This is a genomic window from Kribbella albertanoniae (genome assembly GCF_004348455.1).
GTDB lineage: Bacteria > Actinomycetota > Actinomycetes > Propionibacteriales > Kribbellaceae > Kribbella > Kribbella albertanoniae.
Map to the genome: position 1 here is coordinate 1 of NZ_SMKA01000054.1, position 15418 is coordinate 15418.

Consider the following 15418-nt stretch of genomic DNA (forward strand, 5'->3'; position numbering starts at 1 on the left):
ACGCAGTCGCTCCTCCGTCGCGCCAGCTACGCGCGCACCCGCCCACCCTTAGCCTCCTCCCGGGCTGCCGCCCGGAACCTGCGGGCTACCGCCCGCGCCGGACTCCTCGTGGCCAGCGTCGCCTGCCCACGCCCGCCATCACGCCGACCGCACCCGGTGACCGACCGCGGCGATCGGATTGAGATCGGGAACCTCCGCACCCGCGACCCACCCTCGGACGCTGAGTCCAACGCATCACTCGGCACGTGGCCAAGGCCGTGGACGAATCCGGACAGGCCCCTACGTCCAGGAGGAACCGTCGGGATCCCAGCGGCCACCGGTTCGTCGTCCATCAAGGACCTCGTTCAGACATTTCCCGCAGAACTCCAGCGCAGCGGTCAGATCCCAGAACTCTCGCGGGTACTCCGCGTACCCCGCAGCTGCTCGGGGGAAGCCGGTCACCCATTCAGCACTCGGAGCCTCAAACATTAACGGCAGCCTCATCCGGCGCCGACCTGTCTCCTGCTCGAGAACGAGTGTGAGCCGTGCGGCGTCGAACGAGATCGCCGCGACGATGCGCACGATATCGGCCAGGTCGCGATGGCGGGTCGACGCCTTTGCCCCGCCGGCGCCGTGCTGCTCGTACAGTGCACAGATCTTGTCGGCCAGGTGATTCTCGATCGGCGTCGTCGGGACCGCAGGCAGCTCTTCGAGGGTCTCGTGCTCGATGATCGGTTTCAGCGCGACCGCGTCAACCGCACCATCCACGTGTCTGCGAGTCGTCAGGTCGATGCTGAATGGCTCGAACTCCCGACCCGCCAGCAACGCCCTCGCTTTCACCTTAGCGGTCTCCGCGCCGTATCCGTACGGATCCGCCTCTGCATGAATCTCGGCCGAGTGCAGATCGAATTCGAACGGATCGTCGCGGTGCGGACGGCTGGATAGCAGCCGAAGCTCAGCTACGGCATCGTCCAGGCTGGTCCACGGCGTTTCCCGCGCTAGGTCGACATCCTGGGTGAACCGGCCGCCGCCGATCCGGATCAGGAGCGCATTGCCACCCAGCAACACCCATGGAGCGGCGTCATCTTGGAAGATGCGGCTGAGGAAGATCGTGAAGATGTACTGCTTGCGCACCACGTCCGCGGTCACCCCGCGGCGACGGGCCTCATTAGCCAGCTTCGCCCCTAGAGATGCCCTGAGCCGGCTCGCCTCGAGCACCGTCATCGGATGTGCCATCGTCGGGATCCTTGTCCTGCCGGGCCGCGGCATCTAGTGCTTCAGTGGTCCGTGCCGTTGGCTCGCCCAGCGATGGCCGACGCTGAGGTGGCTCAGTCAAAGCACGGGCAAGAGCGGTTGTGTCAGGAACAGCCGCTCGGAGCACTCGCTGGGCAGCCTCTGTTGCAGCGAAGGACGGCGCAAGCTGGCGGAGCTGTTCGGCAAAAGCGTGCGTCATGACGTCTCGGAGCTGGGGTACCAGCTGCGCGAGAAGCCTTTCTTGCAACTCGGGAACCATCAGCTCCAGCACCCCAGGCGGCGGCCGGTATCCAGATGCCTTGAGCGCCGCATTCAGCACCGCGCTTCCGTCTGAAGACCCAGACCTGCTGCCTGCTGGTTCATGCGCACGAACCAGGTCGACGGACGCCGCATCGCTCATACTCACAGCATCGCGAACCGCGACCGACAGGTGGTCGAAATCCGTACCACCAGCCGCCAGGTCTTTGAGCGTTCGGGCAACGGTTGTCACCGGCAGCCCGTCGACCCAGGTGACGTCCTCATCCGGCAGATCACGCTTGCGGTAGCGGGTATCCGCCTGCGTCGTCTGCCGACGTGCTGCAGAGCTGAACTCATACTTCGAGGGCAACAGGTCGCCAAGACCGTGAACAGCCGCTGCGGACTCACCAGAAACGACCGCCAGCGGCTGGTTCCCCACAGGCCGGCTACCGGTCGCAAGCCACGCGGCGCGCAGCCCCTGTAAGGAGCCCGGGTCAGCTGAAGGAAGTGCGTAGACGCCATGCCGCACCCGCTGCAACGTGCCGCGCTCAGCAAGACGCGACAGCTGCATTTTCGATACGCCAGCCTCTTGCGCCTGACTGGTGGTCACCAGCCCCCACTGGCCGGAGCCAAGAAGATCCAGCGACTCCAATGCGTCCAATGCCTGCACAACATCACCTCCCTCGATGCTTTGATAGTAACGTCTAGGTGGTTACTTTAGAAGTAATCTCGGCCTAAGAGAGTTACTTCAAAAGTATTCTAGCCGTACCACGTGAGGGAGGCACCACGCCGACCTGGCCTGAGATCATCTAGGCGGGCCGTAGTTAGAACTTGCTGCGGGTAGTTGATCCCGAGGTGTGGAGCATCGGTGTTCGCCCGGAACTTGGCGGCGCCGGCCGGAGTCAGGAGTGATCGAACAGAGTGACGACGCTTTGCGGTGCTTCCCGGCCGAAGAAGTTCTTCAGGTTCTTCGCCGAGCGACCGGCGGCGTCGCTGCTTCGCGGGAACAGTTGCGCTTCGTAGGCGGTGAGCGCGAGCTCGGTGTCGGGCTGCTCAACCAGCATGCCCGCCAGGTCGGCGCCGTCGTACATGGCGAGGTTCGCGCCCTCGCCGGCGAAGGGTGACATCAGATGCGCGGCGTCGCCGACGAGCGTCGCGCCCGGCACCCTGTCCCAGGTGAGCCCGACAGGCAGGGCATAGATGGGTCGGAGCCACGGTTCCGCGACGCTCTGTGTCACGAAGGCGGTAAGCAGCTGCGACCAGTCAGCGAACTCATCGGCAAGTTGACGCAGGCCCGCGGACGGGTCGCCGAAGTCGATCGATCTCATCCACTCCTCGGGCTTGTTCAGCGCCACGTATCCGAGCACGCGCCCATCGGCGTAGCGATGGACGATGATGCCTTTACCCGGCGCGACCGCCATCAACGTGCCACTCCCGATCGCGGCCATGCTCGCCTGACGATCCTGGCCGCCCAAGGGCAGGGCGATCTCGATGAAGCAGGTTCCGGTGTAGGCAGGCTCGGCCGGGGTGAGCAGCGACGCACCTTCGACCAGGCACCCTCCGCGCCGATGACGATGTCGGCCCGTACGGCGGAATCGTCCGCGAAGGTGAGTTCGTAGCCGCCCTCCACGCGGTGCCGGATCGAGGCGAGCTTGTGACCCCACCGGATTGTCCCGGGCGCCAGCGAGTCGATGAGCAGGCGCCTGAGTTCGCCACGATCCACCTCGGGACGGGCCGAACCGGGCTCCGCCGGCCTGTCGAGCAGGATCGTGCCGTGGCGGTCGACGACGCGCTTGGCGTCCTCGCCCGGGCGGACCAGAGCGCGGAACTCGTCGTACAGACCGGCTGCGCGAAGCGCGACCTGCCCGGTCTCTTCGTGAATGTCGAGCAGGCCGCCCTGCGCACGGGTCGCCGCCGAAGTCTCAGCTTCGTAGATGGTCGCGGCGACACCGTGAGCCTGAAGCACCCGGGCGAGCGTCAGCCCGCCCAATCCCGCTCCGGCGATGGCAATGGCGATGGTCTTCTGCATGCTGCGCTCCCGATGAGTGCGCCGGCACCTGCCGGCGGTGATCAGAGCCCAGAGCGGACGGGATGCCCGATCTCGGCAAAGGAGACGCTCACCAACCAGAACCATCTGCGTCGATGTCTGCGCGACGTCCGCCGGGCAGACCCGGCGAACATCGTTTTTCGCGACCTTGTGACTATAACTCCGCCGAACTCGATTCCACCTAGTAGTGGATACGGGCCCGTACGGCGCGGTGGTCGGAGTAGTTGGCGGGGTTGTCGGAGCCGGTGTAGTGGGCGTCGGCCTGACCGGCTTCTTCGAAGGTGACGGTGTGGACGGCGGTGGTGAGCGGCATGCCGTTGGGCTTCTTGGCCCAGAGGTAGTCGATGCGGTTGCTGCCGCCGATCGTCCAGTTGTTGCCGAGGCACTCGCCGCGCGGAGCAGTCACCTTGCCGCAGTGGTCGTACATCACGTCACGGAAGCCGGCATCGCCGCCGAGGTCGCCGTTCGTCTGCCGGTACCAGGCCTTCCAGTCACCCGGGTTGCCGGCGGTGATGTTCGCGTCGCCGCCCCAGATCATCAGGTCGCCGCCCCAGCCGGAGACCTTCTCGGACGCCTCGCGGGCGTTCTCCGCCGCACACGGGTGGCCGCCGCTGTTGTTGGTCGGCCAGTGCGTCGACGCGACAGTGATGTCCTTCTCGGCGAGGGTGTCGCGGAGCTTGAGCCGCAGCGCCTCCGCCCGGCTCTGGCCGGTGTTCTGGCAACCGTCGGCGCCGTCCCGGTCGGCAAACCAGGTGTCCGCCTGCAGCACGTTGAACCGGTCGGTGTCGAAGATGATCGCCGTGGTCTGCTGCCTCTTCTCGCCATCGCACCGGGCCGGCTGTTCCGGCGGCTCGGGGTTCGCGATCCGGCCGGTGTAGTCGCGACCCAGCTTGGCCTCCATGGTGCTGACCAGCAGGGTCAGCTCCGTGCGGTTGCTGATCTGCTGCACCAGGAAGATGTCCGGGGCGGGATCGGTGCGCTTCATCGCGAAGATGAGGTCCTGCCAGTCCCCCGGACAGTTCGCGTCGATCGTCTTCAGGTTCTCGACGTTGTTCGTGTAAACGTGGACGTAGTCGAGCCGTGGCACCTCCGCAGCAGTCGACGCCCCCGCTGCCGAAAGCAGCACACCGACAGACAGTACGGCGGCGCCCAGCGCGGTGGCGGTCAGACTCCGACGGGAGCGAGGCAGGCGGAACGGAACAGGCATGACGTTCTCCTCGGGGCGGTGTCACGGCTCGGTCCGAGCGGACCGGCCGAGTCTCGTCGAAGATTAACGCCGACCAGGAGTCAGAAGAAGATGCTGCACCGGCGGACGAGCAGCGTAGAGAGGGACTAATATTCGGGCGGTGGGCGCCTCTGGGGAGCCGCCGGGACCTGGCGGTGTGCGAACGCTCGACGAGCTCAGCTTGCGGTTGCGCTCGTTGCAGACATGGTCCGGCCTGTCGTACCGAGAGCTCCATCGTCGCGTGGTGCTGTCCAGGCAGGCTCGCGGTGTCGCGGAACTGCCTGCGTTCAACACCGTCTACCGCTGTCTGGCGCCCGGACGCCGTCGGCTCGATGCCGAACTGGTCGTCGACATCGCTCGTGCCCTGCTCGCCGAGGAGTCACGGGCGGCTGACGAGGCACGGGTCGCGGAATGGCGCCAGGCCTACCAGGTGGTGGCGGGCCTGGCGGCCGAAGCCGCGGTGATCCGGATCGAGGACTCGGTCGAGCCCGAGGCCGACGGCTTCTTCGTCGGTCGATCCGATGCCCTCGACGCCGCGCTGACCGCACTCGACGACCGGACGACTGGCCGGCGGGTGCTACTGATCGAGGGGATGCCTGGCGTTGGTAAGACGACGCTGGCTCGCCGGCTGCTTCGCGGGTTACCGGCCGCCGAGCTGCAGTTGTCTGTGAACCTCCGTGGGTACGACCCGGATCGCCCGCCGGCCGATCCGGCGGCCGTCCTGGAAGGGTTCCTGCGTCGGCTCGGTGTGCCTGGAAGCCGGATCCACGGCCTCGACCTGCCGGCACGATCGGAGCTGTTTCGCGAACTGACCGTCGGCCGCAAGGTCGTCGTACTGCTCGACAACGCGGCGTCCGACGACCAGGTCGAACCGCTGATCGCGGACGGGCCCGGGTGCGTCACGGTGCTGACAAGTCGCCGCAGGCTGACCGGAGCCCGACGGATCTGTCTGGAGGTCTTCGACCCCGAGGAGTCGCTGGCCTATCTCCGGCAGGTGGCCGGCGCGGTCGTGAACGAGGACCACACATCGGCGACTCGTATCGCCGAACTGGTGGGCCACCTGCCGCTCGCACTGGCCGTGCTCGCCGGACGGATCAATTCGCAGGGCGGTTGGACACTCGCAGACCATCTGGAGCGCCTCCTCGAACACCGGGTCAGATTGCGACTCGACAGTGGGGTCGCAGCCTCGCTGGATCTGTCGTACCAGGCACTCCCGATCCCGGCCCGCCGCATGCTCCGGCTGCTGGCATTGCACCCGGGACGCGACTTCGACGCCTACGCCGGTGCTGCACTCGCAGGCGTCCCGCTGAGCGAAGCGGTCGAGGTCATGACGCTTCTGGTCCAGATGCACCTGCTCGAGAACAGCACCGCGGACAGATACGAACTGCACGACCTCGTCCGGGTGCTGGCCAGCGATCAGGCCCGCGACGAAGATCCACCATCAGTACGACGTACTGCGCTCGACGGGTTGTCCGAGTACTACCAGCGCACGGCCGCATCGGCCGCAGTTGCTTATGCACCGCACGACCGGGAACGCGTCGAGCTCACCCAGCAGGCGGGCCTGTCACCAAGGCCCTTCAGCGATCGGGACGAAGGCCGCGGCTGGCTCGATGCCGAGCGCCACAACCTCATCGCTTCGGCCCTCTTTGCGGCTGACCACGGCCGGGGTGACCACGCGGTCGCGTTGTCGAGCCTGCTCATCTACTACCTCGTCACGGCGAACCTGTTCACCGGCGCGGAGACCCTGCACCTGACCGCGATCCGCTGTGCCACCGACGATCGCGAGCGCGGCCGCGCGTACAACTATCTCGGCACGGTGTACTGGCGACTCGGCCGGTACGCCGACGGCCGGGCGGCGTACCAGGAGGCGCTCGAGCTCGCCCGCCGGGCGGGCAACCGGGTCGGTGAGGCGAGCGGCTTGTCGAACGTTGCTCTCGGCCACTATCGGCTCGGCGACTACCAGGCGGCCCTCGACTGTCAGCGGCAGGCCCAGGAGCTGTTCGAAGCCGAAGACAACCTGAACGGCACCACCACCGCGCTGGCCGGTCAGGGCTGGGCGCTGCTTCGCCTCGATCGCCCCGAGGAAGCGCTGGAACGCTTCGAGCTGGGCCTGGAGCTCAGCCACAAACTCGGCACCGAGACCTTCGAGGAGTCGTTCGCGCTCGTCAATGTGGCCTCGGCGCACGAGGCGCTCGGCCGGCTGACCGAGGCCGAGGCCAGTTACCGGCAGGCCCACGGCCTCGCTCAGCGGATCGGTTTCGCCAACAGCGAGAGCGACAGCCTGAACGGGCTCGGCCGGCTGCACCTGGCAGCCGGCCGAGCCGAGCAGGCCATCGAGTTTCACCAGCAGGCGTTGGATCTCGCAGTCCGTCTTGGCAGCCGACCGGTCATCATCGAGATCCGCAACGACTACGGACACGCGCTCCGGGCCGCCGGCCGGCCTGCTGAGGCGATCGAGCAGCACAGCATCGCTCTCCAGGACGCCAAGAACATCGATGACCGTTATGAGCAGGAGCGCGCGTCAGCAGCCCTGGCTGCGATCGACGGCTAGCAGAGCGAGCCGTACTCCGTGCCGTACCACGGCGACCACGCTGTCTCCTTGCGTTTCACGTCGTCCTTGAGTTCGTACAGCCTGAATCGGACGCACTTGCCTTCCTCGTGGTCGAACTTGCAGAGCGCCCAGCCTTCGGCGGCAGGCATCGCCTTGCATTCCACATTCTTGCCGTAGTTCGTCTGCACGTGGACCACCGCCGCCCAGCCGTTGGCCTCGCGATCAATGATCCACTGGTCGTCGCCGACCCACTGGAAGCAGGTGGACGCGTATTCGGAGTTCAGGCACTTCACCTGGCTGTACGGCGGTTCCTCCGCCACAGCCATCGGGGACGCCGAGGCGGCGGTGGCACCGCCGGCAACCAGGATCAAGGAACCGGTGACCGAGGCGAGTGCCGCTGCGAGCCGCCTCATGGCACGATGATGATGCACTCGGTGCCGTCGGCAATGCTGTACGAGCGGGACCAAGCGCTGACCCGGCCGATGTCATTGCCCTTCTGCTCGTACATGTAGAAGCGCACGCACTCGCCCTCCTTGTGGTCGAAGTCGCAGTACCCCCAGCCGTCCGCGGACGGGAGGGACTTGCACTCGCGGATCTTTCCGTAGCCGGTCTCGACGTGGGCGATCACCGCGTAGCCGTTGGCGTCCTTGTCGACGACCCACTGGTTGTCGCCGGCGGGCTTGAAGCAAGTGGCGCCCCAACTGGTGGCGATGCCCACACAGTTGGTCGGCGCCGCGGCGGCCGATGCACTCATCGGGGTGACCTCAGCGGCCGGAGCCGCGGTGGCGGCCGGAACCGCGCCGATCGCGAGCAGAGCGGTTCCGGCGAGCACGCCGAGAGCGCGGGAGAGCAAAGTCATGGAGGAAGAACCTTTCACTGAACGGGGACTCGGCAGGCAGGCAGGGATCAGGCGTCGAAGCCGCATTCGTTGCCGGTGGAGGTGCTGTAGAACAACGACCAGACGGAGATTCGGTTGGTCGAGACGCCCTTGCGCTCCACCAGCCGGAAGCGCACGCACTTCTTCTCCTCGTGGTCGTAGCCGCACTCTCGCCAGCCGTCCGCGGAGGCCGGAGCATCGCACTCACGGAACTTGCCGTAGTTGGTCTCGACCTCGACGACCGTGGTCCAGCCGTTCGCGTCCAGATCCCGCACCCATTGGTCGTCGCCTTCCCACTCGTAGCAGGTCTGCCCGAAGTCGGTGGTGAAGTATCGGCAGCCCGCCGGCGGGCTGCCCGCGGCAGCGGCCGGAGTCGCGGTGACGGCTGCACCGCCGAGCGTGACCAGGGCGAAGGTAACTACGGCAGCAGCGAATCGGAGCATCGACAGTCCTTTCAGCAGGGGGTTATCGCCCGAGGATGACTGCTCCGGGGTGGCCGATGGCCGAATTCGAACGAAGTCGAACAAACCCCGCGTCAGGACCGTGGCTGCGCGACGTGTTTGACCATCCAACGCGAGAGTGGGCGCAATTGGGTGAAGGCTGCGAGAACGTGGTCGGCTGCGGCGGCGGTGTGGATCCAGTCGTCACAGCCGAGTGGCCGGGTCGCGATGACGGATCTGTGCCGTAGCAACGTCATCCGCGGATGATCGGCTGGGTGGCCTCGCAGTGGCCGCTTCAGCATGTCACCCGAAACGACGTACCCCTGCTCCTCCAGAGCCCGGACGATGGCGACGAGTCGTCGGCCGGAACCAGCGGCCGCCACGGCGGCTCGATACCGCTCGATCTGCGGCGGGGGTGCATACCACCACGCCACGCCGACCTCCAGGCCGTCGAGGTCGAAATGGATACTCAGCTCGACGTTGGGGGCCAGCCTGACAATCGCGTGCTGGCGCTGCCAAGCGTGCATGAGGACTTCGCCGTACCCCCAAACCGCGAAGTCCTCGTACGCCGGATCTGCTGCGGCCAGGTCGTTCAGCAGCTCGATCATCGGTCGTCGAACCAGATCCTCGCGATCCTGCCGGCATCGACGCCTGGTATCGGCCGAAGGCTCGCCCTCGAGTTGGAGCAACACGTCGAAGGCTGCCCTCGGCCACCCGTCGAACTCGCCCGTCACCTGGTCGAGCTTAGCGAGCGCGCTATGAAGACAGGATTACGAGGCAGTGCAGGTGAACCCGCTCGGGGTCTGAGCGTCCCCGCCGGGTTTGGTTACCTGGAAGCCGAAGCTGGTGTTCGCGCCGGCGGCCAGCTTGCCGTTGTAGGTCATGTTGGTGGCCGTGATCGTGCCGGTGGTCCCTGACAGTGAGGCGTTCCAGGAACCGGCGATCGCGTGCCCGGCCGGCAGTGTGAACGTCACCTTCCATCCGGTGATCGCCGAGGTCCCGGTGTTGGTCACCGCTACCGGCTGGACGATGTACCCGCCGTCCCATCGGCTCTGCACGGTGGACACGGCCGAGCAGCCGTCACCCGGTCCGCCGCTGCCGGTCGTCGTACCGGTCACCGTTCCCGAAGGCCCGGAGGTGCCGGCCGCATTCGAGGCCGTGACCCGGTAACAGTACGGCGTGTTCGCCGCCAGCCCGGTGTTGGTGAAGGTCGAGGCGGCGGTGCTGCCGACCTGGCTGAAGGCGCTACCCGCAACGCAGGCACCGGCGGCCCGCTGCACCTGGTACTGCGTCGCCACGGACGAGCCTGTCCACGACAGCGAGACCGAGCTCGACGTCGTCCCGGTGACGGCGAGACCGCCGGGCGCGGACGGCGCCGTACCGCCGGGGCCGCAGCCGGAGAACACCGTTGCGCACCGCGAGGTCTCGGAGACGCCGTTCGGTCCCTTGAAGACCCGCAGCCCCCAGGTCGTCAGCTGGGTCGGATCGAAGGCCACCGTCTGATCGAGATAGGGCTCGCTGTTGCCGCTGTACGACCACGCGATCCAGCCGATCCCCCGGGTCCGGGCCTCGGCCATGATGGTGTCCTCGTCGACGTTCGCGCCCTGGTGCTCATGGCCGAACTCACCGACGATCAACGGCAGGCCCGCCTGCGCGAACGCGTCGAAGTAGCTCGTGATCGTGGCCGCGGTTCCGTACACCTGATACATGTGGACGGAGAACAGGGTGTTGCGCTGCGCATCGGCGTTCCAGACTGTCTGCGCGTTGTCGCGCATGGTGTTGCTCCAGTCCTGGCCCCAGTTCGGCGCGTCCACCACGAGTGTGTGCTGGAATCCAAGCGTGCGCATCCGCTGTACGGCGTTCGCCGTGGCGGTCGTCCATTGCCCCGGGTTGGTGTTGCCGATCGGCTCGTTGCCGATGTTGATCAGCACATAAGCCTCCTGGCCGATCAGCACGTCGCGGATGCTGTTCCAGTAGGTGACGGCCTGATCCAGCGTGGCGGCGGCCGCCTCCTCGCCGTACCCGGTCGTGTCGTGCACCTCCAGCACGCAGACCAGCCGATTCGCCTTACACTGGGCGATGACGCTGGCGACGTCGGCAGCAGGGCTGGGCCCCCAGCGCTGGCCGCTGCCGAGCACCACCCGGACGGTGTTGGCACCCAGGCCCGCGATCTCGGCGTACGAATTGGTTTCGCGCTGGTACCAGACGTGTGGGTGGCTGGTGCCGCGCATGACGAACGGGGTGCCGTTGGCGTCCAGCAGATTCCGGTCGCTGATCGTGAAGCCCGCCGCCGCCGGTGCCGGGGCCGGTGCGGCGGGCTCAGCCAGGGCCGGGGACGGAGGAACGGCAAGTAAGGACAGCAGGAGTGCTGGGAGCGCTCCCAGCTTGAGTAACGAGAGTTTCATGATCGATCCCTGGGGGTTGCGGGGCGGATACAACCGAGGGCCACATCTGAACATCGGGAGCCGGTGACTCCTCGCGCGGGCCCGAGAGCCCAGAGTGGCACTTACGCGCTTAAGTGACAAGACCTCACGGCAGTCGTTCCGCAGCTATCAGCTAATACGTAATCGCTTAAGCCACACGCTATTCCCCGGCGGGAATTGAGGCGGGGTGGCGGGTGCTGGAGGATCTTGCGCAGCCGGGAAAATCCTTTGGACCAAGGAGAAATCATGTCGGACAGCAGGACGGCCGAGCTGGTCGCGCGGTACGTCGGAGTCTGGTGCGAAGCGGATGCCGAGCAGCGGCGCAAGACGATCGAGGAGCTGTGGATCGAGGACGGCAAGCACTATCTGGACCCGCCCGCGGAGTTCCGGACTGTGGCCACCGGATTCGGGTTCGGGTTCGCGGCGAGCACCCTGGAGGCGACCGGGTACGACGAGTTGGAGGCTCGGGTCGCGCGCAGTTACGAGGAGTTCGTGGCCGGTGGCGAGTACAAGTTCCGGCCGCGGGACAACGCCGTACGGCTGAAGGATGTCGTCAAGTTCAGCTGGGAGATGGTGGCGACCGCCAGCGGTGAGGTCGTCGGCGAGGGCCTGGAGGTGCTGCAGGTCGATGCCGACGGGCGAATCGTTGCGGACTACCAGTTCCCGAACTGATCAGCTGGTGAGCAGGGCGGCCGTGGCTTCGTCGGCGGGCAGGAAGGCCTCCAGTTTCAGCTCGGCGACAGTGACGTCGAGAGCGGTCGCGAACGTCGTGATGATGGTGGTCAGGTGCAGGTCGCCCCTGGGTGTGCGGAGCTGCATGGGTGCGGCGAAGCCGACGTGCTCGGGTCCTGGTTCGATGTACGGGACGTAGGCGGCCAGCTCGTCGCGGAAGTCGCCGGGCGGCAGCCGGTCGAGGATGTGCTGGGCCCACGATGAGAGGTTGATTATTCGCGGAGCGACCCCGTCGGGATGCAGCGACAAGCGCAGGACGTTGATCGGCGGCTCAAGCAGCTTGCCGGCAACTCCGTCGGTGAACAGGCTGAACGCCTCGTTCGCGAGCACCAGGTCGTGGTTGGCGTCGACCACGATGGCCGGGTACGGCAGATGGCCGGTGAGGATGTGGTCGAGCGCCGAGCGGACATGCTGCAGGGCCGCGTCGCCGATCGCCGTCTGCGGATAGACAGGGGCGAAGCCGGCTATCTGCAGAAGGTCGTTGCGGTCGCGCAAGGACATCTCCATCGCCTCGGCCAGGCGGACGACGAGAGCACGGCCAGGGCTCGAACGGCCGGACTCAAGGAAGCTGACATGTCGCTGTGTGGTCCCAGCGCGCAGAGCAAGCTCGAGCTGGCTGAGGCGCCGACCACGGCGAGCAGTCTTGAGAGCCTGGGAAAAGTCCACGTCCCCAGTCTGCCGTCGAGGACCGACAGTCAGCGTTGACCGCGGCCGGAGCGGAGTCGTTCTACTGCTTTGGTGATGCGGTTGGCGCGGGTTTCTGGCTTCTTGGCTTCTTCGATGCCAAGGACGAACCAGCTGCGCTGGCTGTAGGACAGCGTGTCGAAGAACGCCTTCGCGTTCGGCTCCGCGGCCAGCGCCCTGGCGAAGTCGTCCGGTACGGCGACCTCCCGCGGCTCGGTGTCCAGCCTCAGCTCGACCTGGACCTCGTCGCCCGCGGAGACGCCGGCGGCTGCACGGTTCTTGGCGCTCAGCGAGATCATGTACCGGCCGCCCATCACCGCGACCGTGTTGCGGTACGTGTAGCCGTTGACCGTCACCACAACCGGCGGCTTCTTGCCCTTGCCCAGCTCCTCGATCACCTCTGGCGGTACCACGATCCCCGTCGTCGTCGTTCCCACGAGCGTCGTTGTAAATTTCATCGCATACCCCTTCAGACGGCTGGTGCCTTCAGTCGGCCCTTCACCGCTGCGTCGAGCGGCCAGGCGCCGAATCGACACCCATCAGCAACTCAGTTCCTGTGACAGGCGCTCGCCAAGGTTGTGCCAGTACTGTGGATCCCGTGCAGAGCGGTGTGCTGGGTGACTTCCTGCGGGCACAACGCGCCCGGGTGGAACCCGCGACCGTCGGGCTGCCCGTCGGTGGCGATCGCCGGGTCGCCGGTCTGCGGCGTGAGGAAGTCGCCGTACTGGCCGTGGTCAGTGCGGACTACTACACCCGCCTCGAGCAAGGCCGCGAGCGCAACCCGTCACCGCAGATCCTGAACGGAATCGCACACGCTCTCCGGCTCGACATCGATGCCCGCAACCACCTGTTCCGGCTGGCCGGGCTGACACCAACGCCTGCCCTCGGCGCAGCCCGCCACAGCGTGCATCCGGCTCTACTCCAACTGCTCGACAACTTCCCGGCGGCCGCGGCGTACGTACTCGACCCGGGGTACGAGATCCTTGCGACCAATCGGATCGCCGAGGCGCTGCTTGCGCCGTTCGGGATGACCAACATGCTCCGAATGATGTTTCAGCACCCTGAGGCGGCTCGGATCTTCGGGGACTGGACGGCCGTCGCGACTCGTGCCGTGCATGCCGTCCGGTTCAACGCGGGGACCTTTCCCGACGATCCGGGGATCCGCGCGCTGGTGACCGATCTGCTGGCCACATCACCGGCGTTCGCGGAGATCTGGAACGACCAGACCGCGCGCGGATTCAGCCGGGCGTACAAGATCTTCTTCCACCCGGTCGTCGGCCGCATCGAGCTGACCTATCAAACCTTCGACGTCCGCGCGGCGCCCGGCCTGCAACTCCTGGTCGGCACCGCCGAACCAGGCAGCCCGAGCGCCGAGGCACTCACTCGCCTGGCGACTTCCTGGGAGCCGCGCACCTAGGAAGTCGCGCCCTTCTGGCACGACGGCGAGCGCAGGAGCCTGGGTCCACGGCAACCAAGCCGTCGGACCCGAGGACCACACATGCTCACCTACACCACGTACGTCGCACCGTCGAAGCCCGTCGTCTCGGCGGACCTACCACCGGGCGAGACCCGCAGGATGTGGTCACCGACAAGCGCGACGCTGATCTCCGGAGAGCACGAGGCCGTGCTGGTCGACGCGTTGATGACCCGAGCGGAGGGCCACGACCTCGCCGAATGGATCGCTGCCAAGGGCAAGCAACTCACCACGATCTTCATCACCCACGGCCACGGAGACCACTTCTTCGGCGCAACGGAGGTCCTGGCCCGGTTCCCCGACGCCCGGCTGGTCGCCTCCCCTGCCGTCGTCGACGTCATGCAGCAGCAACTCGAACCACGCTGGTACGACGACTTCTGGCAGCCGCGCTTTCCCGGACAGCTCACCGAGAAGCCCGTGATCGCCGTACCGCTCGACGCCCCACTCACCCTGGAAGGCGAGGAACTCGCCGTCGTCGACCTCGGACACACCGACACCGACAGCACAACCGCCCTGTACGTCGAGTCGCTCGGCCTGGCCGTCGCCGGCGACGCGGTCTACGACAACATCCACCCCTACCTGGCCGAATCCGGCACCGAGGGAATCGACCACTGGCTGGCCGCGCTCGACACCATCTCCGCACTGAACCCGAAGGCGGTCGTCGCAGGCCACAAACCGTCCGACGGCAACGACAGCCCACAATGGATCGACGAAACCCGCAGCTACCTGCAGACCTTCGCCGCAATCGCCGCCGCCACCCACACCACCACGGACCTCTACAACGCAGTCGTCGACGCCTACCCCGACCGACTCAACCGCGGCGTCCTCTGGAACTCCGCCAGAACCCTCAAACCACTGCCCTGAGGATCGAGGAGGAGGCTACTGCGCGGACTCTTTCCTACGGGTGCGGGAGACGCGCAGGTTGTTGATGTTTCCGCAGCTGTGCACGTCATGCCACAGACCGCTGCGATTTCGGGAAGTGTCGTAGAACGCTGACCGGCAGCCCGGTTCGCGGCACACCTTGAGCCGGGCCCAGGTCCCGGTCAGCTGTGCAAGCAGGATCTCCGACCAAACCGCTGACACGAGCCAACCACTGCCCGTGCCGACGGGTTCGATGCCCACTCGTCCTTCCGCGTCGGACAGAAGGTTCGCACCGACCCGCACCTTGATGTTGACGGGTGCGCCTGCGGGACGCTCATCCGCCGGTACGGCGAGTAGGCCAGCCACCGTCGATCGCAGGTCCAGCAACTCCCGCAGGCCGGATTCGTCCAGGACAAGGTCGGGACATTGGAGACCGTGGACCTCGGCCCACTGCTGACCGGCGTTCTGCAGCCATCGCTGCGCTGACGACCGGTCAGCCAGTAGTTCTTCGCCGTCGCGGTCGACCGCGTGCGTGTTGACGAGCTCCTGCACCAGGACCAGACCGGCCGGAGCAGGACGTGCTCTGAATCTCTCGGTCGCCGCCCATGACATAGGTAAACCCTACTTGACTCAG

The 15418-nt window shown here is 66.7% G+C and carries 17 protein-coding genes; 4 read left to right on the top strand and 13 right to left on the bottom strand.

All coding sequences use genetic code 11. From position 1 onward, the window contains the following. Positions 1 to 279: 279 nt before the first annotated feature. The 5 genes from E1261_RS14760 to E1261_RS14775 all read right to left on the bottom strand — a co-directional run bounded on the left by E1261_RS14760 (position 280) and on the right by E1261_RS14775 (position 4724). A complete protein-coding gene (locus E1261_RS14760) occupies positions 280 to 1215 on the bottom strand; it encodes a nucleotidyl transferase AbiEii/AbiGii toxin family protein (RefSeq protein WP_165952503.1) in 936 nt (311 codons plus the stop codon). Then, positions 1148 to 2140 carry a type IV toxin-antitoxin system AbiEi family antitoxin domain-containing protein gene (locus E1261_RS14765; RefSeq protein WP_165952504.1) on the bottom strand — a complete coding sequence of 331 codons (993 nt, stop codon included), beginning with the start codon at positions 2138 to 2140 and terminating at the stop codon, positions 1148 to 1150. Before E1261_RS14765 ends, E1261_RS14760 begins: the two co-directional genes overlap by 68 nt. A 232-nt stretch (positions 2141 to 2372) precedes the next feature. Then, positions 2373 to 2918: an FAD-dependent oxidoreductase gene (locus tag E1261_RS45955; RefSeq protein WP_202874705.1), complete on the bottom strand. Its 546-nt coding sequence runs from the start codon at positions 2916 to 2918 to the stop codon at positions 2373 to 2375. Continuing rightward, positions 2891 to 3499, bottom strand: coding sequence for an FAD-dependent oxidoreductase (locus E1261_RS45960; protein ID WP_202874706.1), 609 nt, complete (start codon positions 3497 to 3499; stop codon positions 2891 to 2893). Before E1261_RS45960 ends, E1261_RS45955 begins: the two co-directional genes overlap by 28 nt. A gap of 199 nt (positions 3500 to 3698) precedes the next feature. Then, entirely contained in the window at positions 3699 to 4724 is a 1026-nt protein-coding gene (locus E1261_RS14775) for an exonuclease/endonuclease/phosphatase family protein (RefSeq protein WP_132406909.1), read from the bottom strand. 175 nt (positions 4725 to 4899) lie between these two features. Between E1261_RS14775 and E1261_RS14780 the strand changes: the two genes are divergently transcribed. Next, positions 4900 to 7293 (top strand): tetratricopeptide repeat protein, encoded by a 2394-nt coding sequence (locus E1261_RS14780; protein ID WP_132406911.1) that lies wholly within the window; start codon positions 4900 to 4902, stop codon positions 7291 to 7293. On the opposite strand, the gene E1261_RS45280 is transcribed toward E1261_RS14780, so the two are convergent. The 5 genes from E1261_RS45280 to E1261_RS14810 all read right to left on the bottom strand — a co-directional run bounded on the left by E1261_RS45280 (position 7290) and on the right by E1261_RS14810 (position 11015). Then, complete coding sequence (locus E1261_RS45280; RefSeq protein WP_165952505.1) at positions 7290 to 7706, bottom strand: hypothetical protein; 417 nt, start codon at positions 7704 to 7706, stop codon at positions 7290 to 7292. The two genes, E1261_RS14780 and E1261_RS45280, sit on opposite strands and share 4 nt — an antisense overlap. After that, positions 7703 to 8152 carry a hypothetical protein gene (locus E1261_RS14795; protein WP_132406916.1) on the bottom strand — a complete coding sequence of 150 codons (450 nt, stop codon included), beginning with the start codon at positions 8150 to 8152 and terminating at the stop codon, positions 7703 to 7705. Before E1261_RS14795 ends, E1261_RS45280 begins: the two co-directional genes overlap by 4 nt. Positions 8153 to 8199: 47 nt before the next feature. After that, complete coding sequence (locus E1261_RS14800; protein ID WP_132406918.1) at positions 8200 to 8613, bottom strand: hypothetical protein; 414 nt, start codon at positions 8611 to 8613, stop codon at positions 8200 to 8202. Between the two features lie 92 nt (positions 8614 to 8705). Beyond that, positions 8706 to 9344, bottom strand: coding sequence for a DUF2461 family protein (locus E1261_RS14805; protein WP_238176229.1), 639 nt, complete (start codon positions 9342 to 9344; stop codon positions 8706 to 8708). A gap of 36 nt (positions 9345 to 9380) precedes the next feature. Then, on the bottom strand, positions 9381 to 11015 hold the full coding sequence (locus tag E1261_RS14810) for a cellulase family glycosylhydrolase (RefSeq protein WP_132406920.1): 1635 nt from the start codon (positions 11013 to 11015) through the stop codon (positions 9381 to 9383). 264 nt (positions 11016 to 11279) lie between these two features. Here E1261_RS14810 and E1261_RS14815 point away from each other — a divergent pair, with 264 nt between their 5' ends. Further along, positions 11280 to 11705, top strand: a complete 426-nt coding sequence (locus E1261_RS14815) for a hypothetical protein (protein ID WP_132406922.1) — start codon at positions 11280 to 11282, stop codon at positions 11703 to 11705. On the opposite strand, the gene E1261_RS14820 is transcribed toward E1261_RS14815, so the two are convergent. Beyond that, the gene (locus E1261_RS14820) at positions 11706 to 12431 is read right to left on the bottom strand and encodes a helix-turn-helix domain-containing protein (protein ID WP_132406924.1); all 726 of its coding nucleotides are present in this window, start codon (positions 12429 to 12431) and stop codon (positions 11706 to 11708) included. Positions 12432 to 12460: 29 nt separating this feature from the next. Continuing rightward, positions 12461 to 12907, bottom strand: a complete 447-nt coding sequence (locus E1261_RS14825) for a YdeI/OmpD-associated family protein (RefSeq protein WP_132406926.1) — start codon at positions 12905 to 12907, stop codon at positions 12461 to 12463. Positions 12908 to 13047: 140 nt separating this feature from the next. Between E1261_RS14825 and E1261_RS14830 the strand changes: the two genes are divergently transcribed. Together E1261_RS14830 and E1261_RS14835 are read left to right on the top strand one after the other, a co-directional pair. Beyond that, a complete protein-coding gene (locus E1261_RS14830; protein WP_165952506.1) occupies positions 13048 to 13866 on the top strand; it encodes a helix-turn-helix transcriptional regulator in 819 nt (272 codons plus the stop codon). Between the two features lie 81 nt (positions 13867 to 13947). Continuing rightward, on the top strand, positions 13948 to 14787 hold the full coding sequence (locus tag E1261_RS14835) for an MBL fold metallo-hydrolase (protein WP_132406930.1): 840 nt from the start codon (positions 13948 to 13950) through the stop codon (positions 14785 to 14787). 15 nt (positions 14788 to 14802) lie between these two features. Here E1261_RS14835 and E1261_RS14840 read toward each other — a convergent pair whose 3' ends face one another. After that, positions 14803 to 15396 carry a CGNR zinc finger domain-containing protein gene (locus E1261_RS14840; protein ID WP_132406932.1) on the bottom strand — a complete coding sequence of 198 codons (594 nt, stop codon included), beginning with the start codon at positions 15394 to 15396 and terminating at the stop codon, positions 14803 to 14805. Positions 15397 to 15418: the final 22 nt, after the last annotated feature.